Source organism: Peribacillus sp. SIMBA_075, assembly GCF_046534585.1.
In genome coordinates this window covers 92,103-117,928 of sequence record NZ_JAWRYN010000004.1, presented here as the reverse complement: position 1 = coordinate 117,928, position 25,826 = coordinate 92,103, and the positions used below count along the sequence as shown (strand labels likewise).

General features: G+C 40.1%; 29 protein-coding genes, 1 tRNA gene and 1 pseudogene. 10 read left to right on the top strand and 21 right to left on the bottom strand.

The window, feature by feature from the left end:
• The first annotated feature begins 12 nt into the window (after window positions 1-12).
• Window positions 13-456 carry a hypothetical protein gene (locus tag SB775_RS05370; RefSeq protein ID WP_410860832.1) on the top strand — a complete coding sequence of 148 codons (444 nt, stop codon included), beginning with the start codon at window positions 13-15 and terminating at the stop codon, window positions 454-456.
• A 124-nt stretch (window positions 457-580) separates the two neighbouring features.
• Here SB775_RS05370 and SB775_RS05365 read toward each other — a convergent pair whose 3' ends face one another.
• Genes SB775_RS05365 through SB775_RS05355 form a run of 3 tightly spaced genes read right to left on the bottom strand, consistent with a single transcriptional unit; the run spans window position 581 to window position 3,323 of the window.
• Window positions 581-892 (bottom strand): DUF3870 domain-containing protein, encoded by a 312-nt coding sequence (locus SB775_RS05365; RefSeq protein ID WP_410860770.1) that lies wholly within the window; start codon window positions 890-892, stop codon window positions 581-583.
• Window positions 893-915: 23 nt separating this feature from the next.
• Window positions 916-2,121: an acyl-CoA dehydrogenase family protein gene (locus SB775_RS05360; RefSeq protein ID WP_410860819.1), complete on the bottom strand. Its 1,206-nt coding sequence runs from the start codon at window positions 2,119-2,121 to the stop codon at window positions 916-918.
• 14 nt (window positions 2,122-2,135) lie between these two features.
• On the bottom strand, window positions 2,136-3,323 hold the full coding sequence (locus tag SB775_RS05355; protein WP_410860769.1) for a CaiB/BaiF CoA transferase family protein: 1,188 nt from the start codon (window positions 3,321-3,323) through the stop codon (window positions 2,136-2,138).
• A gap of 469 nt (window positions 3,324-3,792) precedes the next feature.
• On the opposite strand from SB775_RS05355, the gene SB775_RS05350 reads away from it, so the two are divergent.
• A complete protein-coding gene (locus SB775_RS05350) occupies window positions 3,793-4,731 on the top strand; it encodes a DHH family phosphoesterase (protein ID WP_410860768.1) in 939 nt (312 codons plus the stop codon).
• A gap of 155 nt (window positions 4,732-4,886) precedes the next feature.
• Here the strand turns inward: SB775_RS05350 and SB775_RS05345 are convergent, their stop codons facing one another.
• The 4 genes from SB775_RS05345 to SB775_RS05330 form a co-directional block, all read right to left on the bottom strand.
• Window positions 4,887-5,900: an aliphatic sulfonate ABC transporter substrate-binding protein gene (locus SB775_RS05345; protein WP_061462139.1), complete on the bottom strand. Its 1,014-nt coding sequence runs from the start codon at window positions 5,898-5,900 to the stop codon at window positions 4,887-4,889.
• A 35-nt stretch (window positions 5,901-5,935) separates the two neighbouring features.
• The gene (locus SB775_RS05340; RefSeq protein WP_061462138.1) at window positions 5,936-6,694 is read right to left on the bottom strand and encodes an ABC transporter permease; all 759 of its coding nucleotides are present in this window, start codon (window positions 6,692-6,694) and stop codon (window positions 5,936-5,938) included.
• A complete protein-coding gene (locus SB775_RS05335; RefSeq protein WP_061462137.1) occupies window positions 6,627-7,469 on the bottom strand; it encodes an ABC transporter ATP-binding protein in 843 nt (280 codons plus the stop codon). The genes SB775_RS05340 and SB775_RS05335 overlap by 68 nt, the downstream gene beginning before the upstream one ends.
• Before the next feature lie 297 nt (window positions 7,470-7,766).
• A complete protein-coding gene (locus SB775_RS05330) occupies window positions 7,767-9,869 on the bottom strand; it encodes a YhgE/Pip family protein (protein ID WP_410860767.1) in 2,103 nt (700 codons plus the stop codon).
• Between the two features lie 577 nt (window positions 9,870-10,446).
• Between SB775_RS05330 and SB775_RS05325 the strand changes: the two genes are divergently transcribed.
• The gene (locus SB775_RS05325; protein ID WP_410860765.1) at window positions 10,447-11,139 is read left to right on the top strand and encodes a YetF domain-containing protein; all 693 of its coding nucleotides are present in this window, start codon (window positions 10,447-10,449) and stop codon (window positions 11,137-11,139) included.
• Window positions 11,140-11,249: 110 nt separating this feature from the next.
• On the opposite strand, the gene SB775_RS05320 is transcribed toward SB775_RS05325, so the two are convergent.
• From SB775_RS05320 to SB775_RS05305, 4 genes are all read right to left on the bottom strand, one after another.
• Window positions 11,250-11,774 (bottom strand): type 1 glutamine amidotransferase domain-containing protein, encoded by a 525-nt coding sequence (locus tag SB775_RS05320; protein ID WP_061466002.1) that lies wholly within the window; start codon window positions 11,772-11,774, stop codon window positions 11,250-11,252.
• A 110-nt stretch (window positions 11,775-11,884) separates the two neighbouring features.
• Window positions 11,885-12,622 (bottom strand): tRNA pseudouridine(38-40) synthase TruA, encoded by a 738-nt coding sequence (truA, locus tag SB775_RS05315; RefSeq protein ID WP_089364811.1) that lies wholly within the window; start codon window positions 12,620-12,622, stop codon window positions 11,885-11,887.
• 965 nt (window positions 12,623-13,587) lie between these two features.
• Window positions 13,588-13,659: transfer RNA gene (locus SB775_RS05310), tRNA-Val, on the bottom strand.
• A 457-nt stretch (window positions 13,660-14,116) separates the two neighbouring features.
• Complete coding sequence (locus tag SB775_RS05305; protein WP_410860763.1) at window positions 14,117-14,674, bottom strand: phosphatidylglycerophosphatase A family protein; 558 nt, start codon at window positions 14,672-14,674, stop codon at window positions 14,117-14,119.
• Window positions 14,675-14,866: 192 nt separating this feature from the next.
• On the opposite strand from SB775_RS05305, the gene SB775_RS05300 reads away from it, so the two are divergent.
• The 5 genes from SB775_RS05300 to SB775_RS05280 all read left to right on the top strand — a co-directional run bounded on the left by SB775_RS05300 (window position 14,867) and on the right by SB775_RS05280 (window position 17,774).
• On the top strand, window positions 14,867-15,589 hold the full coding sequence (locus SB775_RS05300) for an alpha/beta hydrolase (RefSeq protein WP_089364810.1): 723 nt from the start codon (window positions 14,867-14,869) through the stop codon (window positions 15,587-15,589).
• A 90-nt stretch (window positions 15,590-15,679) separates the two neighbouring features.
• Entirely contained in the window at window positions 15,680-16,195 is a 516-nt protein-coding gene (locus tag SB775_RS05295; protein ID WP_089364809.1) for a YjcG family protein, read from the top strand.
• Window positions 16,196-16,199: 4 nt separating this feature from the next.
• Entirely contained in the window at window positions 16,200-16,628 is a 429-nt protein-coding gene (locus SB775_RS05290) for a GNAT family N-acetyltransferase (protein ID WP_061462129.1), read from the top strand.
• Window positions 16,629-16,787: 159 nt separating this feature from the next.
• Complete coding sequence (locus SB775_RS05285; protein ID WP_061462128.1) at window positions 16,788-17,051, top strand: hypothetical protein; 264 nt, start codon at window positions 16,788-16,790, stop codon at window positions 17,049-17,051.
• A gap of 234 nt (window positions 17,052-17,285) precedes the next feature.
• Window positions 17,286-17,774, top strand: coding sequence for a spore coat protein (locus SB775_RS05280; RefSeq protein ID WP_410860762.1), 489 nt, complete (start codon window positions 17,286-17,288; stop codon window positions 17,772-17,774).
• Window positions 17,775-17,829: 55 nt separating this feature from the next.
• Here SB775_RS05280 and SB775_RS05275 read toward each other — a convergent pair whose 3' ends face one another.
• A complete protein-coding gene (locus SB775_RS05275) occupies window positions 17,830-18,126 on the bottom strand; it encodes a hypothetical protein (RefSeq protein WP_410860760.1) in 297 nt (98 codons plus the stop codon).
• Between the two features lie 150 nt (window positions 18,127-18,276).
• On the opposite strand from SB775_RS05275, the gene SB775_RS05270 reads away from it, so the two are divergent.
• Together SB775_RS05270 and SB775_RS05265 are read left to right on the top strand one after the other, a co-directional pair.
• Window positions 18,277-20,550 carry an ATP-dependent helicase gene (locus SB775_RS05270; RefSeq protein ID WP_410860759.1) on the top strand — a complete coding sequence of 758 codons (2,274 nt, stop codon included), beginning with the start codon at window positions 18,277-18,279 and terminating at the stop codon, window positions 20,548-20,550.
• A 344-nt stretch (window positions 20,551-20,894) separates the two neighbouring features.
• A pseudogene (locus SB775_RS05265) lies at window positions 20,895-21,158 on the top strand (transposase); the annotation flags it as partial.
• Between the two features lie 83 nt (window positions 21,159-21,241).
• Here the strand turns inward: SB775_RS05265 and spoVIF are convergent.
• The 9 genes from spoVIF to SB775_RS05220 form a co-directional block, all read right to left on the bottom strand.
• A complete protein-coding gene (gene spoVIF, locus SB775_RS05260) occupies window positions 21,242-21,496 on the bottom strand; it encodes a sporulation-specific transcription regulator SpoVIF (protein ID WP_061462124.1) in 255 nt (84 codons plus the stop codon).
• Window positions 21,497-21,608: 112 nt separating this feature from the next.
• Window positions 21,609-21,761, bottom strand: coding sequence for a YjcZ family sporulation protein (locus tag SB775_RS05255; protein WP_410860758.1), 153 nt, complete (start codon window positions 21,759-21,761; stop codon window positions 21,609-21,611).
• A gap of 102 nt (window positions 21,762-21,863) precedes the next feature.
• On the bottom strand, window positions 21,864-22,220 hold the full coding sequence (spoVAE, locus tag SB775_RS05250; RefSeq protein WP_061462123.1) for a stage V sporulation protein AE: 357 nt from the start codon (window positions 22,218-22,220) through the stop codon (window positions 21,864-21,866).
• A gap of 16 nt (window positions 22,221-22,236) precedes the next feature.
• Window positions 22,237-23,262, bottom strand: coding sequence for a stage V sporulation protein AD (gene spoVAD, locus SB775_RS05245; RefSeq protein WP_089365068.1), 1,026 nt, complete (start codon window positions 23,260-23,262; stop codon window positions 22,237-22,239).
• A gap of 3 nt (window positions 23,263-23,265) precedes the next feature.
• Window positions 23,266-23,736, bottom strand: a complete 471-nt coding sequence (spoVAC, locus tag SB775_RS05240; RefSeq protein ID WP_061462121.1) for a stage V sporulation protein AC — start codon at window positions 23,734-23,736, stop codon at window positions 23,266-23,268.
• 18 nt (window positions 23,737-23,754) lie between these two features.
• Window positions 23,755-24,252: a sporulation protein gene (locus SB775_RS05235; RefSeq protein ID WP_410860756.1), complete on the bottom strand. Its 498-nt coding sequence runs from the start codon at window positions 24,250-24,252 to the stop codon at window positions 23,755-23,757.
• A 286-nt stretch (window positions 24,253-24,538) separates the two neighbouring features.
• Entirely contained in the window at window positions 24,539-24,904 is a 366-nt protein-coding gene (locus tag SB775_RS05230) for a DUF1360 domain-containing protein (protein WP_089365066.1), read from the bottom strand.
• Window positions 24,905-25,489, bottom strand: a complete 585-nt coding sequence (locus SB775_RS05225) for a hypothetical protein (protein ID WP_410860755.1) — start codon at window positions 25,487-25,489, stop codon at window positions 24,905-24,907. It abuts the gene before it with no gap.
• Window positions 25,490-25,500: 11 nt separating this feature from the next.
• Window positions 25,501-25,821 carry a hypothetical protein gene (locus SB775_RS05220; RefSeq protein ID WP_061462117.1) on the bottom strand — a complete coding sequence of 107 codons (321 nt, stop codon included), beginning with the start codon at window positions 25,819-25,821 and terminating at the stop codon, window positions 25,501-25,503.
• Window positions 25,822-25,826: the final 5 nt, after the last annotated feature.

Here is a 25,826-nt window from a genome sequence, read left to right as displayed (position 1 = left end):
ATTTCATGTTTAATGACCCACGTTCAAATTGCCGTTCTTCACGTAAAAGAAACAAAAAAAGACGGTCCACTTGCAGCACTCGAAGACGCACTAGCAGGAATCGGTCCACTTGCAGCACTCAGAGGCGCACTAGCAGAAATCGGTCCACTTGCTGGAAAAGGTCCACTTCCGGCACACGATGGGGATCTTGCTGGAAACGGAGATCTACTTGCAGCACGCAAAGGCGCACTAGCAGAAATCGGAGATCTACATCCAGAAACCAAAGGCGCACTAGCAGAAATCGGAGATCTACATCCAGAAACCAAAGGCGCACTAACAGAAATCGGAGATCTACATCCAGAAACCAAAGGCGCACTAACAGAAATCGGAGATCTTCTAACCACGGCAGCGGCAACAGGAAATGGAATTGGAGCTTCTAGTTTCATCGTCCCTTTCATGTATTTTAATAATTTATAAGACAAAGAGGTGTTTACATCAACGCCTCTTTTTTATATCCTGAAAACGAAAATTGAATGATTTTTTAATCCTCAAAAAAGGATCCTATCGGTTTCACATACCGGTAGGATCCTTCCATTTTCCCTTATTTGACGGAGACCAACTCGAACTGTGCATACACATCCTTCAGTCCTGCTTGAATGGCTTGACCAGCTTTCCCACGATAATACTTTTGTACACGATCAATCAATTCTTCGATACCATCTGTCAGGCAATACCCTCGCAGCAGGTGACGAATGAATTCCCTGCCATGTTCTGTAGCAAGTGTACAGGAAGCCTCGACAATGACACCATGTTTAAAATCAAGTTCTACCGTGATCGTGATGGAATCATATATATTTCTCGCTGCCATCCCTTGTGGAAGTTTTGCATGCCCTGCAATAAAGTATGTGTTCATCATCTGATCTCCTCTATCTATAATTAATGTACGGAAATTTGCTCGAAGGGCCATGCAGGCAATTGCTTGCGAAGCCCTTTATCTTGTCTGTAGCCAAGAGCGTATTCACCCTGCATTACAGTATGAATCTCACGGGTTCCTTCATAAATGACCGGAGCCTTTGAATTCCGGAGAAAACGTTCGACTGGATATTCATCCGAGTAGCCATAGGCACCATGAATTTGAACAGCATCATTGGCCGCTTCGTTAGCAGCATTACATGATATCCACTTGGCAAGTGATGTTTCCTTCGTATTCCTTTTTCCTTGATTTTTTAAGGTACCCGCTTTAAAGACCAGCAATCTTGAAATCTCTAAATTTGCGGTCATCTTGGCAATCATCTGTTGAACGAGCTGATGCCTGCCAATCTCTTTTCCGAAGGTACTTCGTTCATGGCAATACTTCAAGCTTGCTTCAAGGCTTGCTTCAATTAAACCTACAGCACCTGCGGCCACTGTAAACCGGCCGCTGTCCAATGCCGACATGGAGATTTTAAAGCCCTCACCTTCTTCACCAAGCCTATTCTCCACCGGAACTTTTACATCCGTTAAAAAGACTTCGCCTGTATTCCCCGCACGGATTCCTAATTTCCCTTTAATGGCTTTCGACTCCACTCCCTCAAAAGTCCGTTCCACTATAAAAGCGGTAATTCCCCTTGAGCCGGCATCATGATCCGTCTTGGCGAAAATAAGGAAATGATCTGCATAATCACAGAGCGAAATCCAAGTTTTTGATCCATTCAGGATATAATGGTCCCCAACACGTTTTGCCGTTGATTTCATTGACGCTACATCAGATCCTGCATTCGGTTCAGTCAGCCCAAAAGCGCCAATCTTGGTCCCTTTTGCTTGAGGAACTAAGTATTTCCGTTTTTGTTCTTCCGTCCCCCATTGCAGCAGGGTCATGCTATTCAACCCTGTATGTACAGAAACTGCGGTTCGGTAAGCCGTATCGCCTCGCTCCAGTTCTTCACAAACGATGGCCAGGGTATTATAATCCATTCCGACTCCACCGTACTCTTCTGGTATACAAACGCCCATCAACTGCAATTCCGCTAATCTTTTTAAAATATGTGGCTGGAATTGACCCTGCCTATCCCACTCTTGAATATATGGGATAATTTCCCTATCCACGAATTTCCTTACCACTTTCTTTACACTTTGCTGCTCTTCTGTTAATTCGAAATTCATCATTAAAATTCCTCCTAAATAATTTTATTTTCCTTGAATTTGCTTATTTGGTCTGGACTATATCCAATTTCAGCCAAAATGGAATCGGTATGCTCACCATACAACGGCGGATGCTTTCTCATCGTAACCGGCGTTTTCGAAAGGTTCAGGGGCGATCCCGTCACTCTAAGATTTTCGATTGTCGGATGTTCCATGTTCACCAACATGCCTCTTGCGATGATTTGTGGATCCTCGAACATCTCTGCGATATCATTAATCGGACCATTGGGTATCCCTGCATCATCAAACAGCCTTTTCCATTCTTTCTTTGTCTTTCCTCTCAACGAATCCTCTATAATCCGTATTAATTCTTCCTTGTTTTGCAAACGTTTTTCATTATGCTTAAACTGTTCCTGCTCGGCTAAATCAGGTCTGCCTAAAACGGTTGTGAATCTCCTGAACTGATCATCATTTCCTACAGCCACGACAAGCTCCCCATCCCTTGTCCGGAACGTCTGGTATGGAACGATATTGGGATGTTGGTTTCCCATTCGTTCTGGGGTCAAGCCACTGAATAAATAGTTGCTGGCAACATTCACCAATGAAGAAACCTGACAATCCATTAACGAAATATCAATTTCCTGTCCTTCCCCCTCTTTATCCCTATGATGTAAAGCGGATAGAATGCCAATGCCTGTATACAAGCCAGTCAATATGTCAGCTATGGCCACTCCGACCTTCACGGGGCTTCCATTTTTTTCTCCTGTGATACTCATCAAACCACTCATTGCTTGAATGATATAATCATAGCCAGGCAAATCTTTATAAGGACCGGTTAAACCAAATCCCGTAATCGAGGCCATGATCAATTTAGGGTTAATTTCCTTTAAGTCTTCATAACCTAACCCCACTTTTTCCAATGTACCCGTCTTAAAATTTTGAATCACTATATCCCCTGAAGACACTAATTTTTGGAAAATCTCTTTCCCTTGTTCAGATTTTAAATTCAAGGTCATGCTTTGCTTATTTCGATTGGCACATAAATAGTAAGCGCTTTCTCCTTGGGCGAATGGCGGACCCCACCCTCTCGTTTCATCACCTGATTCATGATGCTCAATTTTAATTACATCCGCACCCAAATCACCGAGAATCATTGAACAGAACGGTCCCGCCAAAACACGGGATACATCGATAATCCTGACTCCTTCCAAAGCTCCATTCATATCATCACCCCTTTCAAACTATCAGGATACACAAAAAAAGAGCCAGTAAAACCAACAATGTCATACATTGATGTTTCACTGACCCTTATCCACGAACTGTCTTCCTGCAAAGGAAGATCAAGTGAACCAAGTCAATTTTTATGAATTCCAGTTTTATGACAAGCCGGCCATGCAACAAGGTAACTTGTTGTCATCGGTTTGGTAAATTAAGTATAGTTTCATTTTTTGAATTTTGCAATAATTTTGTTTAGGTGTTTTTATTACTTCCACTGAAATACTCTTTAGCATACTTCCCGTTTAATATAAAAATACTTCCAGGACTCCCTCAAGCTAAAGTAATTGGAATTGCCTTTATTCGTGAGGCATGTGATGATTGGATATACATAACTGTCTATATTTAAAATGAGAATTTTCCATACAATCAATTATCGGTCGACAGACAAGGAAAGATTCAAAGGGAGATGGCAATATGGTCAATAAAAAAAAGGAAATAATCGAAGCGATCAAGAAATACCCAACCATTATCATTCACCGCCATGTTAATCCGGACCCCGATGCATTGGGATCACAAATCGGCTTACAACGGCTTTTGAAGCACTCCTACCCTGCCAAGGAAGTTTTTGTGGTTGGCGAAGAAGTGGAAAGGCTTTTATTCATTGGTGAAATGGATGTCATTACCGATAAAAAATACAAAGGGGCCTTAGTGATTGTTTGTGATACTGCCAACCTTTCACGGATAAGTGATTCCCATTATGATCACGGGGACCTGCTGATCAAAATTGACCACCACCCCGAATATGAACAATTCGGTGACCTTTCTTGGGTCGACCCTTCTTATAGCTCTGCAAGTGAAATGCTTGTTGATTTATTTTTGCAATTTCCAGAAGGCTTTATCATGAATAAAGAAGCAGCTAAATCATTTTATGCAGGAATTCTAGGTGATACAGGGAATTTCATGAATGGAAATACCACTCCTAGGACATTAAAAATGGTTTCGTACTTAAGAACTTATAATTTTCAGCCAGAAAGAATCCATAACTGGCTTAATATAAAGTCGAAAAACTCTTCAAGACTTCAAAAAGACATTCTCATGAGCTTCAAGGTAACCGATAAAGGGGTAGCTTACTTCATTATTACGGAGGATCTGTTAAATATGTATGGATTAGATCGAATCGAAGCTTCGAATTTAGTAAATACTCTATCAAGTGTAAGGGGAAACAAGATCTGGGCTTTCTTCATCGAATATCCTTCTGAAATCCGTGTCAGGATTCGTTCACGGAGTATTCCCATCGCTTCTGTCGCACGTCAATTCAATGGAGGAGGACATTCACTGGCGTCAGGTGCTACCATCCATTCCTGGGAAGAGGTTGATCATGTTATTCAGGCATTGGATCGAGTCTGTCCATAATACAGGAGTTCATGACAGTGCCGTGTTTATATGTATAATCATCTTCTCAGCCCATTATAACGGATTAATCCGACCTAAACTAGATTTTTTCGACCTTTACCGGAATACAAAAACACGCCCAAGCCTGGATGGCTGAGGCGCTTTCTCATTACAATTTACTTGGACACTTTTTCAAGAGTTGATAGATCGATCATGCCTTTTATATCACTGCTAGGAATATAACCGGCTTCTTTGCTTATGTCAGCCATTTCCTGGATGACTTGCTCATTAACTTCAGTTGTCACTTCCAAGCGTGAAAATGCTGAGGCCACTTCTTCTTTACTTAATTCTTTTCCAGTCAGTTCCTTCAAATGCTTAATAACCAGTTTTTGGCTTTCTTCAGGGTTGTCTTGTATAAACTTCACCGCTTTTTCATGCGCTTTCAAATAGGAAGCAGCGAGCCCCTTTTTATCCAAGAACTTCTGGCTTGCAGCCACTACCGTATTAGGTGAATCTTTTCCCCATGCAAATTGATCCCAGTCAAGCACTAACTTTCCTTTTGCCTGGTTTTCCAATACATACCCCCATGGTTCCTGGGTAGCAGCTGCATCGACTGATTTTTGGACAAAGAGAGCGGTTGTGTCAGCAGGGGCTGCCGCATACAACTCAACTGTTCCCCCATTTGTAGTCGGTTTTAAATCAACATCTTGAAGGGCTTTCCTAAGCATGACATCCTGTGTGCTCCCAATGACGGGAATCGCTACTTTTTTACCGTCCAAATCTTTTAAATCCGTTACCTTGCTGTTCTCGCTGGCCACAAGAACGGCACCGCCATTAACAGCGCCAGAGATCAGATGGTATTCAGGGTTTTTCACGTAAAAGTTAAGCAATGGACCAGGTCCAACCGTTCCGACATCAATAGCGTTTGTAGCCATTGCTTCCATGAATAATCCGCCATTGGCCACCGTTTTGGTTTCAATCTTAACATCTTTACCGAACTCTTCTTCAAAAAAGCCTTTTTCAAGTGCAATGATCGTTGCACTGTGAGTTAAGTTAGGAAAATATCCAATTTTCACAGTTTGTTTACCAGAGCCTTTTTCCTCTTCTTTACTGGTGGATTGTGTGCATCCGCTTACTATTCCGATTAACAATACGGACATAATAAGGGCAAAAAATGATTTTTTCAGCATATTTTCCTCTCCTTTTAAACTATAATCTTATTAATCTACCGTTGGTTTACTCCCCATTTCAGTTGAACATTACGCTCTAGGCGTGAGAAGACAACATTATCCACGATTGTTCCAATGATTGCGATAATGATCATTACGGAGATGACCAAATCCATTTGTCCAAGTGATCTGCCCATTTCCAGCAACTGTCCAAGACCGCCGCCACCGCCAAGTAATTCACCTGCCATCAATGCACGCCAAGAAAATGCCCATGCAATTCGCAGCCCGGATATAATTTGTGGAACAGATGCTGGTAAAATTACGGTACGCAGAAAATGAAAACCGGTTGATCCATATGTTTTGGCAACACGTTGATACAGCTGGGGCACATTCCGGAATCCACTTGTTGCATTAACTGTCATCGTCCAAGTTGCGCCGATCGTGACGATAAAGAGAATTGAAAAATCATTCAATCCAAACCAAATTATTGCCAAAGGGAACCAAACGATACTCGGGATGGATTGTAAAGCAGTCACTACGAATCCAAGCGTATCCTCAACCAGTTTAAAGCGCCAAATGAAATATCCTAAGATTAGACCTATTATAATGGCAATCGTGAAGCCGATTAGGATACGGCCAAGGCTTTTTCCGATGGCTTCGGTTATTTGTCCGCTTACTAGTCCATTAAACAGAGTTTCCAACACTTGAGTCAGGCTGGGAAACATGAAGTCCGGAAGACTGGAAAGTCTAGATGTGACTTCCCATATCCCCGCTATCATCGCGATGAATATGATTCGTCTTAAAGCTGTAATCATTCCCCATTTCCTCCTTCAGCACTTTTTCAATTTCCTCCTGCAAGATCGATAGAACCCTTTGTTCAGTATGCAAAGTTACACTATCCGGCATAACTCCATCTTTCATGGAAGGGACGGAAATCGTCTCTTTAATTTTCCCGGGACGGGTTGCAAAGACGATAATTTTTTCGGAAAGCTGAACAGCCTCACGAATATTATGGGTAACGAAAAAAATGGTCACTTTAGTTTTTCTCCAGATTTCGAGCAGCTCTTTATGCAAGACCATCCTCGTTTGCTCATCAAGAGCAGAAAATGGTTCATCCATCAACAGGATATCAGGTTCCATCACCAGCGCTCTTGCGATGGCTACCCTCTGTTTCATCCCCCCCGAGAGTTGATGTGGATAGGAGTCAACATATCTGCTGAGGTGAACCATTTTTAAAATGTCCAATGCTTTGGCTTTAGCCTCTTCTTTGGGAATCTTCTTTAACTTCAATCCGTATGTAACATTTTCAAGAACCGTCAACCAAGGAAATAACCCAGCCTCTTGAAACACTACAACCCGCTCCGGACCTGGCTTCATCACCTTTTTTCCAGCTACACGTATTTCACCTTTATCAGCCTTATCAAGGCCGGCAATTAGATAAAGGAGTGTCGATTTGCCACATCCTGAAGGTCCGACGATCGAAACGAAGCTTCCTTTCTCGACCTCTATATTAATCTCATCGAGCACCTTTATGCTTTCTTTCTTTTCATTCGAAAAACTTTTTTCAATGCCATCTATTGTTAAATACATAAAGTCACCCCACTTTTATATCGCACCGATTAACTAAACATTATTTCTTAATAATGATTAATCCAATGGTTTTTGTCAACAATAAAAATGCAAAAATTCTAATTTATCGGTATCTTTCTATTAAACTGTCAATGTATTGATAAATATTCCAATTTTACATAAAGGTTCATATAAACAAATTCCATTCAACAAATAAAAAACCTGAGCCCTTTTCAAGGTTCAGGCTGATTTTTCAGTATCCAGTTTCATGCCTTCATTTCAGTTATGTTAACCCAGGTCACCGCTCCATTCAGTAACTTAAAAAATCCTGCTTCCATACAATTTATCCTTCATCTTTTGCGTCCTTTCATGCAGTGGCTTTTTCAATATGATGCCAAAGCTGAGCGTGATTATTAAATAGAGGAATAAGATGAATATATCCTTGCCAGCGACACTCCAGGTTATCCCTCCAACTGATTCACGAAGTAAACCAACGGCATAGGTAAACGGCAGGAAGGGGTTGATATGTTGGAAAAATGGCGGTGTTACTTGAATGGGGAAGGTGCCTCCCGAGCCTGATATTTGAAGCACCATCAGAACTACGCTTATTCCCTTCCCAACATTCCCCAGAACCGATACGAAGGTGTAGACCATTAAAGTAAATACTGTACTTATCAAGACGGAAAACATGACGTACTCGAATTTATCTACTGCATATACATCAATCAGAAAAAGGTTACCGATGGATACGGCTAATGCCTGCATCAATCCAATGATGAAGAATATAAGGTACCTGCCAATATAAATTTGATATGGACTGTAACCCTTTTGTGTGACGCTCACGTTAAGCATGGAAATCAATATTGTCCCACCCACCCAGAGGGAAAGTGCCGTGAAGAAGGGGGACATGGCAGATCCATAGTTCGGAATGGGAAATAAACTGTGTTTATTGAGCAATACTGGCTCCGAGAAAAATTCACTTTCCTGTTCAATATCATTCTTTAGGAAATCAATCACTTCTTCCATATTATAAGATTTATCGATTTCTCTCATTTTAGAAGCCAGAGCCTTGATTTTTCCCTCGATCTCCGGAAATTTATCCTGTAACTTATCGATATCTCCCGTACGAGTTACTAACGTTCGATTCGTCTCATTCAACAATGTCTTCACTTCAGGAAGAGCTTGGCTTCCCTCCTCAAGCATACGCTGGGCATTCTGTAATATAGTATCCGTTTCAACCCAGATTTCATTGAATTTTGGTCCTGTCTCCTTTGAAAAGGTACCCTGGAAGCTTCCCAAGACTTCATCATTATTTTCACCAAGATTTCTAAGTGAGTCGAAGGAATGGTCATTCAGTGCTTGAAGTTGATCCGAAGCATTATCCCGTAAACCATCCACTAGATTTATTTCTGGCTGAAGGCGGTTTTTTTCACTAAATTGATTGACGCTCACCAATAAGTTATACATACTGTCCAAAAGATATAACTCTTTATTTATCCTCGTTCTCCCTTGTTCAACTAGCTGATTCCCCTCATTATCGGGCAAATCCTGATCCGCTAACCTATTTGCAAGCACTAAAATCGATTCATTATCACTCCTGATGCTCGCAATATCATTTTTCAAGAGTGGATGGATTTCGGCAAATGCCTGCTTGGTTGAGTCTACATAATTGGAAACACCTGACACCAATTTGTCTTTTTGTGATGTTAAACCTTCTATTGAATCCAGACCATCATTGACCATTTTAATGATTTCTTCTGCTCTTTTCACATGTGTTTGTACGATTTTCAGATTTTGTTCAAGCTCCGGAAGTTCTCCCTCTAATAAATACACCATATTCTTCATTTTCTGAATTGTCGGCAACTCATTTTGCAAGGTGATTCCCAGTTCATTAAAGATTGCAAGAATACTCCCGCTAGCTGATTTGATAAAGCTTTTGCTCACATTTCCCACAATGCTGTTGGCCCCCGCTGCCGTAATTTTAGGAGCAATGGAATTGATTTTTTCATTCACATAATAATCAATCTCCGCTTTAATAGGGTCATCGGTCATGATTGTCGCAATATGCTCCGAAAAATTCTCAGGAATGATGATGGATGCGTAATAATCCCCCTTTTCCACTTTTGCTAACGCCTCTTTTTGAGTTGTGAATCTCCAGCCCAAATCTTTGTTTCCCTTTAACCCCTCTATGACTTCCTTGCCTATGTTTACGGCTTCGCCATTTAACTCCGCACCTTTATCATTATTTGAAACACCGACAAGGATTCCTTCCGTATTTGCATATGGGTCCCATGATGCAACAATATTAAACCACGCATAAATGGATGGGATGAACATAAGAAACACAACAACGATACAAATAAAGAAATTTTTATAAATGCATTTTAAATCGTCAATGAATATCTCCCGAATATTACTCAAAACATACCCCCGTGCAAAAAGTATTTTGATACTATTATTCGAAAAATGTTCTAAATCAATACTAAGTAAACATATCCATGGATTTTCGACACCAAATAAAAAGAAGCAAGTAACGATATGCTACTTGCTTCCTATTTCACCTATTTTGAATGCCTGATTTATAAGGAAGTACGTTTCATAATTATGTTGATTTTTGAAACACACAGTGATGATACTGATTCAGGAATGCATATTGAAACAGTGAACGATATAAAAAAATGTAAGGCCGAAAACTATAGGGTCCCTTTTATTGAAAAGGGACATGTAAACTGGTATACCTCATTTTTAATAGTTGATCAAATTAATTACAAAAAAATCCAATTAGTTTCCCTACCTATTTTTTACTTATGCCTTCGTTCAGGAAGAAAACCAATCCTTATTAAAGAATCGCTCCCTTTATGGAATATTTAAAATATGGCCACGACCCTAAAAAACTTAATTCTTCTTCAACTTTCGCACCCAAATTACAGAATAATGGGCTTGCTGTAAGAACATACTATGACAAACGAACTGGGATTTTTAAAAGGGAGAAATAGTCATGCCAGGATCTGTTGAAATCATCTTTCGAACCTTTACAGCTTTTATTTTATTATGGGTATTTGTCCATCTGCTCGGTAAACAGACGATTGCCCAAAGGACCTATCACCTTTATATCGCTTCAATTACGATGGGGACAATTGCAGGCAATCTAGCATTCAATATTAAAATTAAATTCTTGTATTTTATCCTTGCAATGATTATTATGGGTGCCGTCGTTTTTATACTGAATCTTGTAACGGTTCGAAATCCGCGCTTCGGAAAATGGATTGCTGGAGAACCTGTTGCCTTAATTCAGAAAGGACAGATTCTTGAGGAGTCCATGCAGCGAATGGGGTATTCACTGGATTCTCTTAAACAGGCTTTGCGGGGCAAGGATATCTTCCATTTTGATGAAGTGGAGTGTGCCATATTAGAGATAAATGGCTCCCTTTCTGTATTAAAAAAAACACAATACCAAAATACCACCAAACAGGATTTGGCTATACGGTCCTCAGCTGGAACTATACCGATAGAGATGGTCTATGATGGGAAGATCCTATACGAAAACTTATCCAAACAAACCTACGATGACGAATGGTTAATGGCTGAACTTAGAAAAAGAAACCTTTCTGTTATTGACATCTCTTATGCTGTCGTAGGGACAAAAGGAAATTTGTCTATTGACTTGTTAAAGGATCAATCAAGGGAATGATCTTTAGCATTTCAGTAAGTATCATAATCAGTATTAAAAATAAATTCGGGTATGGAAAGAAAAAGTGGTTTTTCCAGAAGGAAAAACCACTTTTTCACCGTACTATGGATTTAACCCTTTTCAATCACGTTTATCAATTCTCTTAAATAATCCGGCAGATCAGGTGGACGTCTGCTTGACACAAGGTTTCCATCTACGACGACGGGCTCATCTATCCAAGTTGCCCCTGCGTTTTCCATATCATCTTTAATGCCAGGTGTACTCGTTACATTCTTCCCCTGTAAAATTTTCGCGGATATCAACACCCAACCAGCGTGACAAATTTGCCCAATGGTTTTTTTATTTTCTTCCATGCTTTGAAGGAGCGATAACACTTCAGGAAACCGGCGAATTTTGTCGGGTGCCCAACCGCCCGGTACAAGAATGGCATCATATTCTCTAGCATTGATACTGCCATACTCATAATCAGAAATGGCTGGTACACCATATTTTCCAATGTATGTTTCATTCGCCTTTTCACCAGCGAGGTGAACAATCGCCCCTTCTTCTTTTAAACGTAAAATCGGATACCAGAGCTCTAAATCTTCAAAATCATGGTGCACAAGACAGATTATTTTCTTTCCTGCTAATCTCATGAAAATCTCTCCTTCTTTCGTACTTTCCGCTTTACCATTCTTCCCTATTACTTCCCTTTTTCTACTGCCTGTACACTTAACATACAATTACCGATGCATCAACATCCGGCCTAAAAATCAACCTTTACCAAGTACAAACCAGCTGCCTCCGCCATACGACCCGTTTGGATTCTTTCTTTTGACTCTAAAATACTTGGTATATTTTCAGCATCTATTTCACCCAACCCAACTTCTATCAACGTCCCGACAATCTTTCTAACCATATTATAAAGAAATCCATCGCCTCGCACTGCAATTTCGATAAAACCGGCATTTTCTTCTATATCAATGGAATATATTTCACGCACCATGGACTTTTTCTTAGACTTTGCATTTGAAAAAGCAGTGAAATCATGTTCACCTATAAAATGTTGACATGCATTTTTCATTCTTGTGATATTCAGCTTTTCCTCTACATGCATACTGTACTTTCGCATGAAAGGATTTGTATATTGCTCGTTCCAGATCTTATACAAATAGGTTTTATCCTTAGCATTATAACGGGCATGAAAACGTTCAGGAACTAGCCTAACCTCGACAATGCTGATATCCCGTGGTAAATATCTATTCAAATAATTCATGATTTCAACTTCAGTCAGATTTTCACCGATCTTAAAATTGGCTATTTGGGCAAGGGCATGTACACCGGCATCCGTTCTGCTGCATCCGATGATTTCAATTTTTTCCCCTACCATTTCCGTTAATACATTTTCAATTTTCCCTTGAATCGTATCATCACTATTACCGAGTCGTTGCCAGCCTCTATAACGCCCGCCATCATATTGAATGGTCAATTTATAATTGTTCATTGCTTCCTCCTTATATTATTCCTGTATAGTCATCTAAACAGAAAATTCTTGATAAATTACAAGCCCACATACAACCCCTGCTTTATGAGAAAAGATGTTTCTTCTTAGAAACACATCAAATTGTTAAGTTTTTATTTTTGTAATGTATTTTTGTACATCCAAAAATTATTCCTTAGAAGTTTCACTGCCCCCTGCCGTTCGAGTTAAATTAAAGAATTCTTACTTTTTTGGGAGAGGAGAGAAGGAAAAGATAGAAAAAGGATAGACATGAAAAAGATCCCCACGAAATTAGAGTTAGCATCGGGACCCTGTATGATTGGGTTACACTTTTAAAACTGATTTGACACACACTCCACATATGGAAAATGTATGTGTGATTCATGGGTTATTTCTTTTTATAAAGCTGTATCCCTTTCTATTCTCCTACTAAAGTGAGATGTCCCAAACGAAACCTGAAAATGGGAAGCTCTATGCCGTTCCATAGTAAATCCTAGCCAAAGTCAAATGTACTTCTGCATAGTCTACCAAAGAGGCTAACGTCATGCAACGAACGAGTCATTCAAAAGTTTTTGCGTCTTTATTCCTTAGAGATGACTACCTGAGTATAGTAATGCTTAACAACTTTCAAATTATATGTCCAGCATACTCGATACTGTAATAGAAATGCCCTTTGGAAAATCCATACTGCAATACAAGGAAAAGAAACTGATGTTAGCAGTAACATCTTAACATTTACAAATTCATTTTCTTCACAGTAAACCTAGCATAATTGAATGTTACTTAAGTGCTTTCTCTTCATGAAATTCTTGAATTCGAAATTTAAAAGCAAAAAAACCACCTCACATATTTTAGCGTGAAGTGGTTTTTAGGCATTCTATGGTGTTTACCTTGAACCCATCATACAGTCGTTGATTTAAAATAAAAAACGGCAAGAACATTGCTTAGCAATGCTTTCGCCGTTCGGATGACCTGTGAGGGATTCGAACCCACGACCCCTTCCCTGTCAAGGAAGTGCTCTCCCACTGAGCTAACAAGTCGTATGTAATAACTGATGATTAGTAAAATACTTAAGTACATAATTTATTATATGTTTTTTTGTTAAAAAGTCAACGCATTATATTAAAAAAGTTTTATTTTCATCTTATTTTTTATTACCTATCCGCAAAAAAAGAACCGGCGTTCCCTTTTCTCTTGCATAAGAAACGTACGTTCGCATATAATGATTGCAAGTAAGTCAGCAAAGGAGTGACAAGGAATGAAATATATACTTCGAAAACATATGGAAGAAAACGCTCCATTAGAGATAATTTATCTCTCCGAACAAGGAAAGATTACGCAGCGGAAAATCCAGGTGCTTGAAATTTATCCAGGCAATTTTCACGCATTCTGCTTTCTAAGGCAGACAAAACGGACATTTAAAATGGACAATATCCTTTCTGCCCGCCTCATTAAGGCCAGGTTTGATAGGTCGGGATGAAAATTGGTCGACAGGATTCAACCGATCAACTCTTCTTCTTCCTGAATGTCCTTTTCCTGTTCAGTTAACGATTCTTCTTCATCTCTCAGACGATGAGCTAACCTTGAGGCGGCACTCGCGGCAATACTTGCAACGATATCATCCAGGAAGGTATGCACGATTCCTTCTTGCTTCTTATCGAGTTCGTGAATGACGCCTATTTTATTTTTATCCAAATGGCCAAAGGTCGTTACAGCAATGCTACCGTAACCGAGTACTGCACCAAACGCAATCGTTTCATCCACTCCGAATAACCCTTCATCAGATTCAACAATCGATTGCAGGGGCTCTGATAGCTTTTTTTGCTCTGCCAGTCTATCCAGCTCCACACCGACTAAAATGGCATGTTGAATTTCCCTTTTTAACAGGACACGCTCGACGCTGTGGATGCATTCCTCCAGCTTAAGATCAGCTTTATACGGGAACTGCAATTCAAAAACGATTTTTGCAATTGCCTCCACACTTACACCACGCTCTATTAATGTTCGTTTAGCCGCCTTTGTTACTTCCCTGCTGTGTACTTTTACATCTGCCATTTTATTCTCCACCTCTTTTATTGTATTATTTTCCTATATGCTAGTATTATAGCACCTTATAATTTAAATTTTTAGAAAATACAATGAAAATATTCTATTCTAAATTCTTCTCACAGGAAAAAATCGCTAGGCTATGCTAAAATAGTCAAGTAAGTTGTTTTTCATTATTAATTATCATCGAGGTGCGGGAAAATGAGTTTACGCAAAGGCACAATTAAAGAGTACATGTTTAAAAGCGAAGCTTTAGCAGAAGAGTTGGAACTACTTGTTTACCTGCCTGCTAATTTTTCGCCACTGTATAAATATTCGCTTGTGATTGCTCAGGATGGCCGTGATTATTTTCAAATGGGCCGAATTGGTCGCGTAGCCGATGAACTATTAGGGAACGAGGAAATCGAGAATATCATCGTTGTCGGCATTCCCTATAAAGACCGCTTTGACCGCAGGAGCAAATATCATCCGGACGGGGAACAGCACATTGCATACATACGTTTTCTTGCCCATGAACTTGTCCCGTTTTTAGATGATGAATTTCCGACCTATCAAATGGGACATGGCCGAGCTTTGATAGGTGACTCTCTTGGTGGTACAGTTTCTTTATTGGCCGCACTAAAGTATCCCCATACATTCGGGAAATGCATCATGCAGTCGCCACTTGCCAATGAAGCAGTAATGGATGCTGTACGTAATTTTGAGGATCCGCATCTCCTCGAACTTTACCATGTGATCGGGACTGGGGAAACTGATGTTCCGACGACTGATGGCAACAGGGCAAACTTCATAGAACCCAACAGGGAATTGCATAAATTATTAAACCAAAAAGGATTTCCATGCTTCTATGAAGAATTTGAAGGTAATCATACCTGGAAATATTGGCAGGCGGATTTAAAAAGAGCACTATTGGAAATGTTCTAACTTACTCGTAATCATCTCTTTTGAGATGGTTTCAAGAAAAACATGTCCAACTATAATACAACAATAAAAAAATATCAGGAGGTTTTATTTATGAAATATGGTGTTGCAATTTTCCCTTCAAAAAAACTTCAAGATTTAGCTAACTCCTATCGAAAAAGGTATGATACGAAATATGCTTTCATTCCACCGCATTTAACGCTTAAACCAACATTCGAAGCGACGGATATGGAAATTTCGACGATTGCGGAACAATTAAAAGGCATTGCTCAAAAGTGCAGTCCTTTTACGATGAACGTAACGAAAGCGAAGTCCTTCCAACCCGTAAGCAATACTATTTATTTCAAAGTGGAATTATCCGAAGGGCTTCAAGAGCTGCATGATGCACTTAATAATGAGGAATTCATGAAAAGTGAAAATGAACATGCATTCGTCCCGCATATTACCATCGCTCAAGATTTATCCGATAATGAGCATTCTGATGTTTTAGGCCAATTAAGCATGCTTGACGTTAGCCATGAAGAAGAGGTGAAACGAGTTCACTTGCTGTATCAGCTTGAAGATGGGGCATGGACCGTTTATGAAACATTTAGATTAGGAGCTGAATGATTTCGTGTTTGTAAAAATTGCAGAGAACAGCCAAGAGCTTGAAAATGCTTATATGATTCGAAAAAAAGTATTCGTCCAGGAACAAAAAGTCCCTCTTGAAGAAGAGATCGATGAATATGAAGAAGAGTCTGCACATTTCGTTTTATATGATGATCAGGATCAGCCAATAGGTGCCGGCCGCTTCAGGGTCATCGACAACATTGGTAAAGTACAGCGCATTTGTGTACTATCATCGGGCCGAAAGAATGGTGCCGGTGCAATGATCATGAACGCTATTGAGGAATACGCAAGCGAACGGGAAGTACCTCAATTAAAGCTTGATGCCCAGGTGCACGCGATTCCTTTTTATTCAAAGTTAGGATATGAGATCGTTTCCGACGAATTCATGGATGCTGGCATTCCACATAAAACGATGACGAAGACCATTTTATGATATAAAAACGCTGTCCTTTCAGTTTTCTGATTGGACAGCGTTTTTTTGTTCGTTCATGATCTTAAATTATCGTTTTATAAAAAAACCATTTCTGTTCAATGGCAATCTCCGCAAAAATACATAGACTATATATAGAAAGCAAGAAGGAGGGAAAATTTTATGGGCAACAATGAATTTAACCTGGAGGAGTCTCAAAAAAGATTAATGGAACTGCTGGTTTCGAGGACTATGAGAAAACATGGTTTCAAAAAGGAAAAAGTCGATCTAACTGAAAAAGAAAGAAATAACCTTAGAGAAACCATTCGCTATTTACAAGAGCAATCGCAAAAAATCATAAACCAAGACAAGAACATCACGGAAAAAGATGTTAATCCAATTACAAATTCCATTCACAACAAATTCACGGATTCCAAAGATAAATGATTCACCATTTCACCTAATCAAACCCTACTTGCTGGGGAGAAATAAGTAACAGAGACATAGCAGCACTTACATTTCATTCCTGAAGATCCAGCTTCTTTTATCATTCATCCCCCACACACTAATACTTTCCCTAAGTATTAAAAAATAGACGAATTAACTGATTTATTCGTCCAACCCGATTAACCATCAAAGCATATTTTAATAGGGAATAAAACCTAAGGAGGAAAAAACAACATGAACCAAAATGTATATCGTAGCAACTGTAACACTCATGAAGACTCTGAAAGATCATGGTCAGCCCTAGATTCCGCTTCACACCACCCGCTGACAGGATTCTGCAATAACGAAGAAGACTCGATCGAACAAGAGGCAAGACAAGACAATTCTCAGGTTCAACTTTCCGAAGAACTAATTTACATTAAAGATTCCTGTAATGTAAATATCACTTCAACAGATGTTAAAGCGGCTCTTTCTCTACAATCCGCTCTACAAGCAGCTATTGCGATCATCGTAAGCATTTCCGTTGCAGATAATGATAATGCTGATAGGATTACCCAAGAATTAATCCAATCTTCTAATGTTAAACAAATCACGCGCCAAAAAACAATTGTTGAAAACAGCCGTGATATCGACGTTGTAACAACTGATGCACAAATCGCTCTTAACATTCAACTTTTACTACAATTATTGTTAGCTCTAATCGTGGAAATTGACGTTCTCTAAGAGATCAACACAAAAAGGACACTTCACGTGTCCTCTTTTGTTTTTCTTTGCAAAACTAGACACTTTCGTTGAAATACCACCCTTTTCCTGTCATTTCAGCCGTAAATTCTTCACTAACCCCCATGCCCTTTTGATTTTTATTAGCTCCTGCTCCATTCGTCCTTTCCCGATTATGATATTGAACTTGATCGAATCCTTCAAAGCTTCCCATTTCCTCTTCCAACACTTGATCAAAGCGGATTGGTTGAATGGGTTTCGTTCCTTTGACAATTCTTACTTTCTCTTCAGCTCCGACCGTCAGGTTGGCATATTGAATAAAATCAAATTGTGTAACAGGTGCTATGTATCCCATAGGAATCCCACCTTTATTTACATAGTTATGTTGTCATTTAAATACCCGTCTGGAATGAGATTTAAACACTATTTCCGCATTCTTTTTTCCTAATCTTCTGGTATGATGAGTATTGCCGATATTTTTAATAGATTAGAGGTATCCATTTATATGAATCAAGCAAAATCTGGCAATGAAATCGTACATTTACATACCGTTTCAGCTGGTGAGCTGCAGACACTTTTTGAAAAAGGAAAACGTGATCAGCTTTCTTGTATCATTTGTCATAAACCAGTGAAATTATTTATTGGAATCCATGAGACACCCTATTTTTATCATAGTGACCCATCGCAGGCTCACTGCGAAATGCCAAATTCAGAACCGATAAATGAGGACAGACCATTAGAATATATGGAACAGAATGGATTTAGGATTCCTACATCTCGAACCATTACAGAAACAAAAACCATTACGGAACCCTTCCTTAAGAGCCGGACCATAACTGGCAATCCGAAGTATTCAGATAAACCTTCTGCCCTGGAACAATCAGAGGAACCATACTTTCAGGAACTATCCTCATCCGGGGTTGTTCTAGATGCAGATCAACTCAAAGCGGTAATGACCATCGATGGACCAATTCTCGTCCTATCAGGAGCCGGCAGTGGGAAAACCCGGGTATTAACGGTACGTACTGCCTATATGCTCACAGTGAAGAAGATTGATCCAAAAAGTATCATGCTTGTAACATTCACGGCAAAATCTGCAAAGGAAATGCAGCAGCGTCTGCTCGGCTATCCCTATATGACGCCTTCCCTTGTTTCTCAAATAGTTAGCGGGACCTTTCATAGCATCTTTTATAAAATCCTGATTTTTCACGAACCATCCAAATGGCAGCGCGATTTCCTATTGAAGTGGGAATGGGAAAAAGAAACGATATTGAAACAGGCTGGCAGGGAATTGGAACTTGATGATAAGGAATTTGCATATGATCAAGCTCTTCAACAAATTGGGCTTTGGAAAAATTCCTTGGCCTTTCCAGAAGATATTAAACCGACTGACGAGTGGGAGAAATCCTGTTTATTTTTATATAAGAAATATGAAGAATATAAACAGCAAACAGGAAAATATGATTTTGATGATATGCTTGTAGGCTGTTATGTATTTTTAAAAAACCACCCGGATTTTTTGAAGAAATATCAGCAAAGATTTAACTATTTTTTGGTTGATGAGTTTCAGGATATCAATAAAGTCCAATATGAATTGATAAAACTCCTCTCTGCTGAATCAAAAAATGTATGTGCGGTTGGGGATGATGATCAATCCATTTATTCTTTCCGCGGAAGCGATCCGAAGTATATTCTGAATTTCAATCATGATTTCCCTAGATCCCAAGTGGTAAAGCTGACCGAGAATTATCGCTCTTCTCATGAAATTGTCGCTACAGCGAACCGCTTGATCAAGCGCAACCAGAACCGGATGGAAAAAAAGATGACAGCACAGCATGATTCTGGTAATCCCCCTGTATTATTTTATCCTTATGATGAGGAATTGGAAGCAACGATGATCGTATCCGACATCCAAGAAAAAATATCCAAGGGAGCAAACCCTGGGGACTTTGCAGTTTTGTATAGGACACACACGATGTCCAGGGCCATTTTTGAACGGCTAGCCGCTTCAAACCTGCCATTTGTCATTGAAAAGGATGCAGATTCGTTTTATCAGCGCAGGGTCATTCGCGGCATGCTTGCCTTTATGCGCCTGAGTTTGTTTCCCCATGATAGCAAGGCAGCATCTGATGTCCTTTCCTCCTTATTTTTAAAGCAAAGTATATTACAGGAGTTAAAAGCAATGACAATACTGCAGGATTGTGATTTTATCGATGCATTTGCTTTTGTTAAGACAGGACATGCTTTTCAAGAACGAAAATTAAAAACGATTCCGGGACAGATTCGGTCTTTAAAAATTATGTCGCCACTCGTAGCGTTAGAGATCATCGAGAAAGATTTAGGATACCAGGAATATGTAAAAAAACGCGGTAATGATGCGAACCTAGAAAAAGGATCCGATGACATCCGCGACCTAAAGGTGGCGGCAAATCGTTTTCCAACCGTCGCCGCTTTCATTGAACATGTCGATCATATGACTGCGATGGTCCAAGAGATTAAACAGCTATCGAAACACTTTAAGGATGCCATACAGCTTACCACCATACATCGTTCCAAAGGGCTTGAATATCAAACCGTATATGTCCTTGCTGCTGTCGATGGCAGCATTCCTCATGATTTCGCACTTGAATCATACCGAAAAGGGGAGCTGGCCCCTCTTGAAGAAGAAAGACGTTTGCTCTATGTTGCAGCAACCCGGGCTAAAAAGGATCTTTACCTTTCCATTCTGCAAACTAGACGGGGACGGACCGCTTATCCATCACGTTTCTTGAAGCTTTGACCAAAAGTGAATAATATCTCTCTTTGAAATACGAAATGGGAAAGGCCTGTACTTTAGCAGGCCTCAGACTGTAGACAAACTCGATGAAAATCGAGTTTGTCTACAGTTTTTTTTTGAGGGTTTTAAAAATTCGAACGTTGATTAGAACGTAGGGCACTCGCTTTCCGCGGGCGGTCGGGGAGCCTCCTCGGCTTTCGCCTTTGGTGTCTCCCCTAGACGCGCTTTTCCCGCAGGAGTCTCGAACACCCGCTCCAATCAACTTTGTCTTGCCTTTTAGATGGAACACTTTTGCCTGGAGTCATTTTTGTTTTAAAATAAAAGTATTAAAACTTGAGGTGATGAGGATGCTTTCTAAACATGATTCTATTCAGCGAGATCAACTTGAAATGATTACTTTAGATCAACTGGTGCCACCGAACCATTTGGTTTGTAAAATGGAGGCTGCCATTGACTTCACTTTCATTTATGACTTGATGAAAGATATGTATTCAGAGGTAGGACGCCCAAGTATTGATCCAGTTATTTTAGTTAAACTGACTTTCATTCAATATACCTTCGGTATTCGTTCCATGCGTAAAACGATTGAAGAAGTTGAAACTAATATGGCTTAGGAATTTCAAAAGGGGTTCGGAATGTTAATTCCTAACCCCTTTTGTCGACAAACTGAGGCCTGCACTTTAAGGCCTTTTTTTCACTTTTTATTTATCATATTGGAAATGGTCCCGAAATCCAGTTTATTCCCTTCAGATACAATGGAATGGACGATCTTATCTTCCGTTTCCTTATTGACCGGCTTATTTGCTATTTTTGAAACGCGCTTGATGACGCTTCTAACTGTTGTTTCATCTTTGAAATTGGCTCCCTGTAGAGAGTTTGCCAACTCTAATACATCTTTCATATTTACGCCCGTTTTACCTTCTATGTTTTTAAAAAAGTTATTATCCATACCTAAGCCCCTCCCTTTTCTGTACCTATCCTATGTATTAACAGAAAAATGGTGCTAGGCCCTCACAAATAAAAATAAATGGAATAGGCTTCTTCTGCCTATTCCATTTACGTTAGCAGCAGAAAGAAGCCCCTACAATGATTAATAGGATAAACAAGACAACGATTATCGCGAAACTAGAACCGCCGTAACCATAGCCTCCGCCATAACCGCCTCCATAGCCATAACAGCTGTTGCCACAACCGTAGCCACCGAAACCAAACATACTAAATCACCTCGCTTTCGCTAAAGCTTACTGATAACATATGTAGGTCTGGACAAATATGTATAGGCCATGTCCTAGTCCAGGCTGCCTATTTCCGTTATTTTAACCTTTTGGTCTGAAAACTAACGCCCCGATAAATCCAAAGATGATAGCTGCAGAGATACCGGAACTCGTAATTTCAAACATACCTGTCAGTACGCCAACGAGACCGTGTTTTTCCGATTCCATCATTGCCCCGTTCACGAGCGAATTCCCAAACGAAACGATTGGTATGGTTGCTCCAGCACCGGCAAAGTCAACAAGCGGTTCGTATAATTCAAACCCGCCAAGAACAGCTCCTATTACAACGAACAGGCTTAATGTATGTGCTGGTGTCAGCTTGCCAACATCGAAAAGAAGCTGGCCGACTACACATATCAAGCCACCGATGACAAAGGCCCAAAAAAACATTGCTAACATCCAAATCTCTCCTTTTTCATGATTTCATCCCATATTCAATGGCTACCGCATGGGCAATGCACGGAATGGAATCTTTTTGCTGGACGGATAGCGGTGACAATAATGCTCCTGTTGCAACAAGCAGGATTCTTTTATATTTACCAGAAATCATTTCATTTAGTATATGGCCATATAAAACCACAGCCGAACATCCCGCACCACTCCCGCCTGCCAAAGCAGGCTGATCCTTTTTAAAAATCATCAATCCGCAATCTTTGAATTTTTCCTGATTGATATCGCAGCCCTTTTGTTTTAATAAGTCAATGGCTGTCCCTCTGCCTATTTTCCCCAAATCACCAGTAATGATGTAATCATAATCATCCGGGGTCAGACCAGTATCTTTGAAATGGGCAAGAATTGTATCGACAGCGGCCGGGGCCATCGCTCCCCCCATATTGAAGGGATCTTTCAATCCCATGTCAATGACCTTTCCGATGGTGGCCGAGACGATATGGGGAAATTCCCCTTGAATGCTTCCATTAGGAGCTACCAGTGCCACCCCTGCTCCTGTTATCGTCCATTGAGCTGTCGGAGGTTTTTGCCCTCCATATTCAGTTGGATAGCGAAATTGCTTTTCAACAGCTGCATTATGGCTCGAGGCGCCTGTCAACACATAGTTAGCCCCGCCATAATTGGTAATGAAGGCAGCTAGAGCGAGACCTTCCATTGAGGTGGAACAGGCACCAAACAAGCCGAAGTATGGAATGCCGTTGGTTCTGGCTGCAAAACTTGTGGGTGTAACCTGATTGATTAAATCACCCGCCAAGAAAAATTGTACCTGCTCCTTGTCAATCTTACCTTTCTCCAGTGCAAGCTCAACCGCTTTCTCCATCAAATGGCGGTGAGCCTTCTCATAAGAATCCTGTTCCATCCACAAATCATCGTATAGGATATCAAAATCACCGGCGATTTCTCCATTTGCCTCGAAGGGCCCACCTGTTACTCCAGTTTCCAAGATGACCGGTTTATTGGTGAACATCCATGTTTGTTTTCCCTTTAACATCGCTTAGCCCCCTATCATTTGATAAATCGTTTTTATCAACGCCACGACAAAGGCTGAAAATACTCCAAATAAAATAACCGATCCAGCCAATTTAAACATATTGGCTCCAACACCAAGGACAAATCCTTCAGTCCGATGTTCGATAGCCGCCGAAATGACTGCGTTACCGAACCCTGTAACAGGAACGGCACTTCCTGCCCCACCGAACTGTCCAATGCGGTCGTAAAACCCGAAGCCGGTCATTAGAAGAGCCAGAAATACCATGGTAGCAGTTGTTGGACTACCTGCTGTCTGTTCCGTAAAGTTAAAAAAGTAAATATAGAAGTAAGAAATGGCTTGTCCCACTATGCAGAAAATGCCACCTACTAAAAAGGCTTTCAAACAATTCTTCACTATCGGCCTTTTAATTTCATGCTTCCCTTGGAGCTCTTTATATGCATCCTGTTGTGGGGTAGTTTTCTCCTTGCCGCTCATAGTGCTGAACCTCCCTTTCTAAATTAATTCTTTTTGAAGTCCTTCAATCTCCTTGAACTTCCTTTTCGCCTTTTTCTCGGGAACATCTTTTTCCTTGAGTAACTCGTTCAATCTTACAGATTCCAAAAAGATTTTATAATCGCTCGAAACGATAAAACTATACTTGGGAAACTGCTTTTCAAGATTTCCAGTCACAGTTTTTTCAATTTTCTTCATATGAAAACGTTTTAAGTGCTTAACCTTATATGCGACGATAATCTTTTTGCCATTTTTCACGACGATCACATCATAGATGGCGTCTTCGTTAGCAACGGTTTCCTTGACCTTTGAGATCAGTCCCTTTTCATCCTTTTCATCCATCCCATTAATGATGTCCATCGGTTCAGGATTCGTACGTTTAATCAATGCTAAATTCTCTGTTTTTCCGTCACCCTGACTGCTGCAGGCAGTAAGCAAACACAAAACAAACATAACAAACAGCCATTTGCCCTTAAAATATCTTCCTTGTCTGAACATAGAATCACATCCTAATTTATCGTTCTATTATTATTTTCTTGTTTCACTGGTTTTTATGAATGGTAGGATTAGGAAATAAAAAAAACCTCTCCGAATTGGAAAGGTTTTTTTTTAACTTAATATCCTTTGTTTTTATTGTTACAGCCACAGTCCTTCTTGATTTTGACCGGCTGATCTTTTTTCATCGGTTTGGCATAAGCCCACGGACTCTGTTTCTTATTCAATTCATGACTCCTCCTTAATGTCTATAACTTACTATATGAGCGAAGAGACAAGTTGTTTCCAATCAAATGTCCATAATTCTGCTGATTATGACCTCAATTATCGCGCCCACTGCCGCTACTGCAAGGGTTAGAATCAGTACGTAGCCTATAAACCAATGTTGTATATAAAGGAGTACCAGTAAAAGGCTGACCCATACACCAACACACCAAAAACAGCTAAGCAGTTGCCCACCCCAGCCAAGCAGGCCCTTTTCTTTGGGCATTAAAAATATTTCCACATCTCCTTCTTCATCTTTTTCCTCTATCTCTTTAAAAAAGGGGCGGCGTATCGGTTCCATGATTTTATCGAATACGATCAAGCGTGTCAGCCTGAAAGAAGCCAAGCCTATTATTAGAAATAAGGTGAACTCATTTTCCGGGAGAATCATTCAATATTGCTCCTTCTTCTTGGATTCTCCAATTATTTTGGCATCAATAATATCCGGTAGACCTACGAAACGAATATGGTTCCCTCTTTTAATCTTCACTGATTCCCCCTTCATTCCCAACACCTGAAACTGAAGCGTTTCTCCGTTAATAACAGCCTCACATAATGGCTTTGGAAAACCTTGATGATTGGATAGTCGGGAAATGATGTCCCCAGAAGATTCCCTTTTCTCCACTTTCTTTCTTTTTTTCTTAACTGGCTTTTCGGTTTCCTGTTCTGATTGTTCAGGATTTTCCATGTGTTCAACTGGAGTTTGTTCTGGGACATATTGTTCGGTAATTTTCCTTATACCCGTAATCTCTGTTTCAATTTCCTTCATGACATCATAAACACCAAATTCGCGTTTGATCTTTTCGATTTTTTCTTCTTTATGCCCGTCTTCCTGAAGAACCGGCTCAACGTTTTCTTGCGATGTTTCTTTTTTCGTTCGAAAATCACTTTGCATATTCCCTCGCAGATCGGAGATTTTTGCCTGATCTACATATAACAATGGTTTGGATTCCTTATCGCCATTATTCTCTGACATGAAAATCCTCCTTAATATTTCAGAATATCCACAGACTGCAGCTGTTTCATATGGTATTGAACAACCTTTTTCCCGAATTTATGCCTTATGAACAGACTGGATTCTTTCTTATGTTCCAATTTTCCAAACAGTGTGCGGTCATTGATGATGAATTTACAAACAGGCTTAGGTGCAAAGGCAGGGAGTCGGGACAATAGCTCCACCAATTCCTCGGCAGTATATGAAGTGCTGAATTTTTTTTCATCCAAATTCAAATTCGTATGTCTCTTCAGCATATTGTGTATGTTTTGTTTTCCAACAGCACAAGGCAGGTCAACTTTCTTCACGTCCATGATGC

Excerpts from the sequence above, each read along its gene's own strand:
- SB775_RS05275 (WP_410860760.1), bottom strand. The coding sequence starts at position 18,126 with ATGGGATACATAGCACCTGTTACACAATTTGATTTTATTCAATATGCC.
- SB775_RS05285 (WP_061462128.1), top strand. The coding sequence starts at position 16,788 with ATGGGCAACAATGAATTTAACCTGGAGGAGTCTCAAAAAAGATTAATG.
- SB775_RS05280 (WP_410860762.1), top strand. The coding sequence starts at position 17,286 with ATGAACCAAAATGTATATCGTAGCAACTGTAACACTCATGAAGACTCT.
- SB775_RS05325 (WP_410860765.1), top strand. The coding sequence starts at position 10,447 with ATGCCAGGATCTGTTGAAATCATCTTTCGAACCTTTACAGCTTTTATT.
- SB775_RS05220 (WP_061462117.1), bottom strand. The coding sequence starts at position 25,821 with ATGGACGTGAAGAAAGTTGACCTGCCTTGTGCTGTTGGAAAACAAAAC.
- SB775_RS05270 (WP_410860759.1), top strand. The coding sequence starts at position 18,277 with ATGAATCAAGCAAAATCTGGCAATGAAATCGTACATTTACATACCGTT.
- spoVAE (WP_061462123.1), bottom strand. The coding sequence starts at position 22,220 with ATGTTAGCAATGTTTTTTTGGGCCTTTGTCATCGGTGGCTTGATATGT.
- SB775_RS05305 (WP_410860763.1), bottom strand. The coding sequence starts at position 14,674 with ATGGCAGATGTAAAAGTACACAGCAGGGAAGTAACAAAGGCGGCTAAA.
- SB775_RS05350 (WP_410860768.1), top strand. The coding sequence starts at position 3,793 with ATGGTCAATAAAAAAAAGGAAATAATCGAAGCGATCAAGAAATACCCA.
- SB775_RS05230 (WP_089365066.1), bottom strand. The coding sequence starts at position 24,904 with ATGATTCTCCCGGAAAATGAGTTCACCTTATTTCTAATAATAGGCTTG.
- SB775_RS05345 (WP_061462139.1), bottom strand. The coding sequence starts at position 5,900 with ATGCTGAAAAAATCATTTTTTGCCCTTATTATGTCCGTATTGTTAATC.
- spoVAC (WP_061462121.1), bottom strand. The coding sequence starts at position 23,736 with ATGAGCGGCAAGGAGAAAACTACCCCACAACAGGATGCATATAAAGAG.
- spoVIF (WP_061462124.1), bottom strand. The coding sequence starts at position 21,496 with ATGGATAATAACTTTTTTAAAAACATAGAAGGTAAAACGGGCGTAAAT.
- spoVAD (WP_089365068.1), bottom strand. The coding sequence starts at position 23,262 with ATGTTAAAGGGAAAACAAACATGGATGTTCACCAATAAACCGGTCATC.
- SB775_RS05370 (WP_410860832.1), top strand. The coding sequence starts at position 13 with ATGACCCACGTTCAAATTGCCGTTCTTCACGTAAAAGAAACAAAAAAA.
- SB775_RS05295 (WP_089364809.1), top strand. The coding sequence starts at position 15,680 with ATGAAATATGGTGTTGCAATTTTCCCTTCAAAAAAACTTCAAGATTTA.
- SB775_RS05335 (WP_061462137.1), bottom strand. The coding sequence starts at position 7,469 with ATGTATTTAACAATAGATGGCATTGAAAAAAGTTTTTCGAATGAAAAG.
- SB775_RS05255 (WP_410860758.1), bottom strand. The coding sequence starts at position 21,761 with ATGTTTGGTTTCGGTGGCTACGGTTGTGGCAACAGCTGTTATGGCTAT.
- truA (WP_089364811.1), bottom strand. The coding sequence starts at position 12,622 with ATGAACAATTATAAATTGACCATTCAATATGATGGCGGGCGTTATAGA.
- SB775_RS05355 (WP_410860769.1), bottom strand. The coding sequence starts at position 3,323 with ATGAATGGAGCTTTGGAAGGAGTCAGGATTATCGATGTATCCCGTGTT.
- SB775_RS05365 (WP_410860770.1), bottom strand. The coding sequence starts at position 892 with ATGAACACATACTTTATTGCAGGGCATGCAAAACTTCCACAAGGGATG.
- SB775_RS05320 (WP_061466002.1), bottom strand. The coding sequence starts at position 11,774 with ATGAGATTAGCAGGAAAGAAAATAATCTGTCTTGTGCACCATGATTTT.
- SB775_RS05340 (WP_061462138.1), bottom strand. The coding sequence starts at position 6,694 with ATGATTACAGCTTTAAGACGAATCATATTCATCGCGATGATAGCGGGG.
- SB775_RS05300 (WP_089364810.1), top strand. The coding sequence starts at position 14,867 with ATGAGTTTACGCAAAGGCACAATTAAAGAGTACATGTTTAAAAGCGAA.
- SB775_RS05235 (WP_410860756.1), bottom strand. The coding sequence starts at position 24,252 with ATGTTCAGACAAGGAAGATATTTTAAGGGCAAATGGCTGTTTGTTATG.
- SB775_RS05360 (WP_410860819.1), bottom strand. The coding sequence starts at position 2,121 with ATGAATTTCGAATTAACAGAAGAGCAGCAAAGTGTAAAGAAAGTGGTA.
- SB775_RS05225 (WP_410860755.1), bottom strand. The coding sequence starts at position 25,489 with ATGTCAGAGAATAATGGCGATAAGGAATCCAAACCATTGTTATATGTA.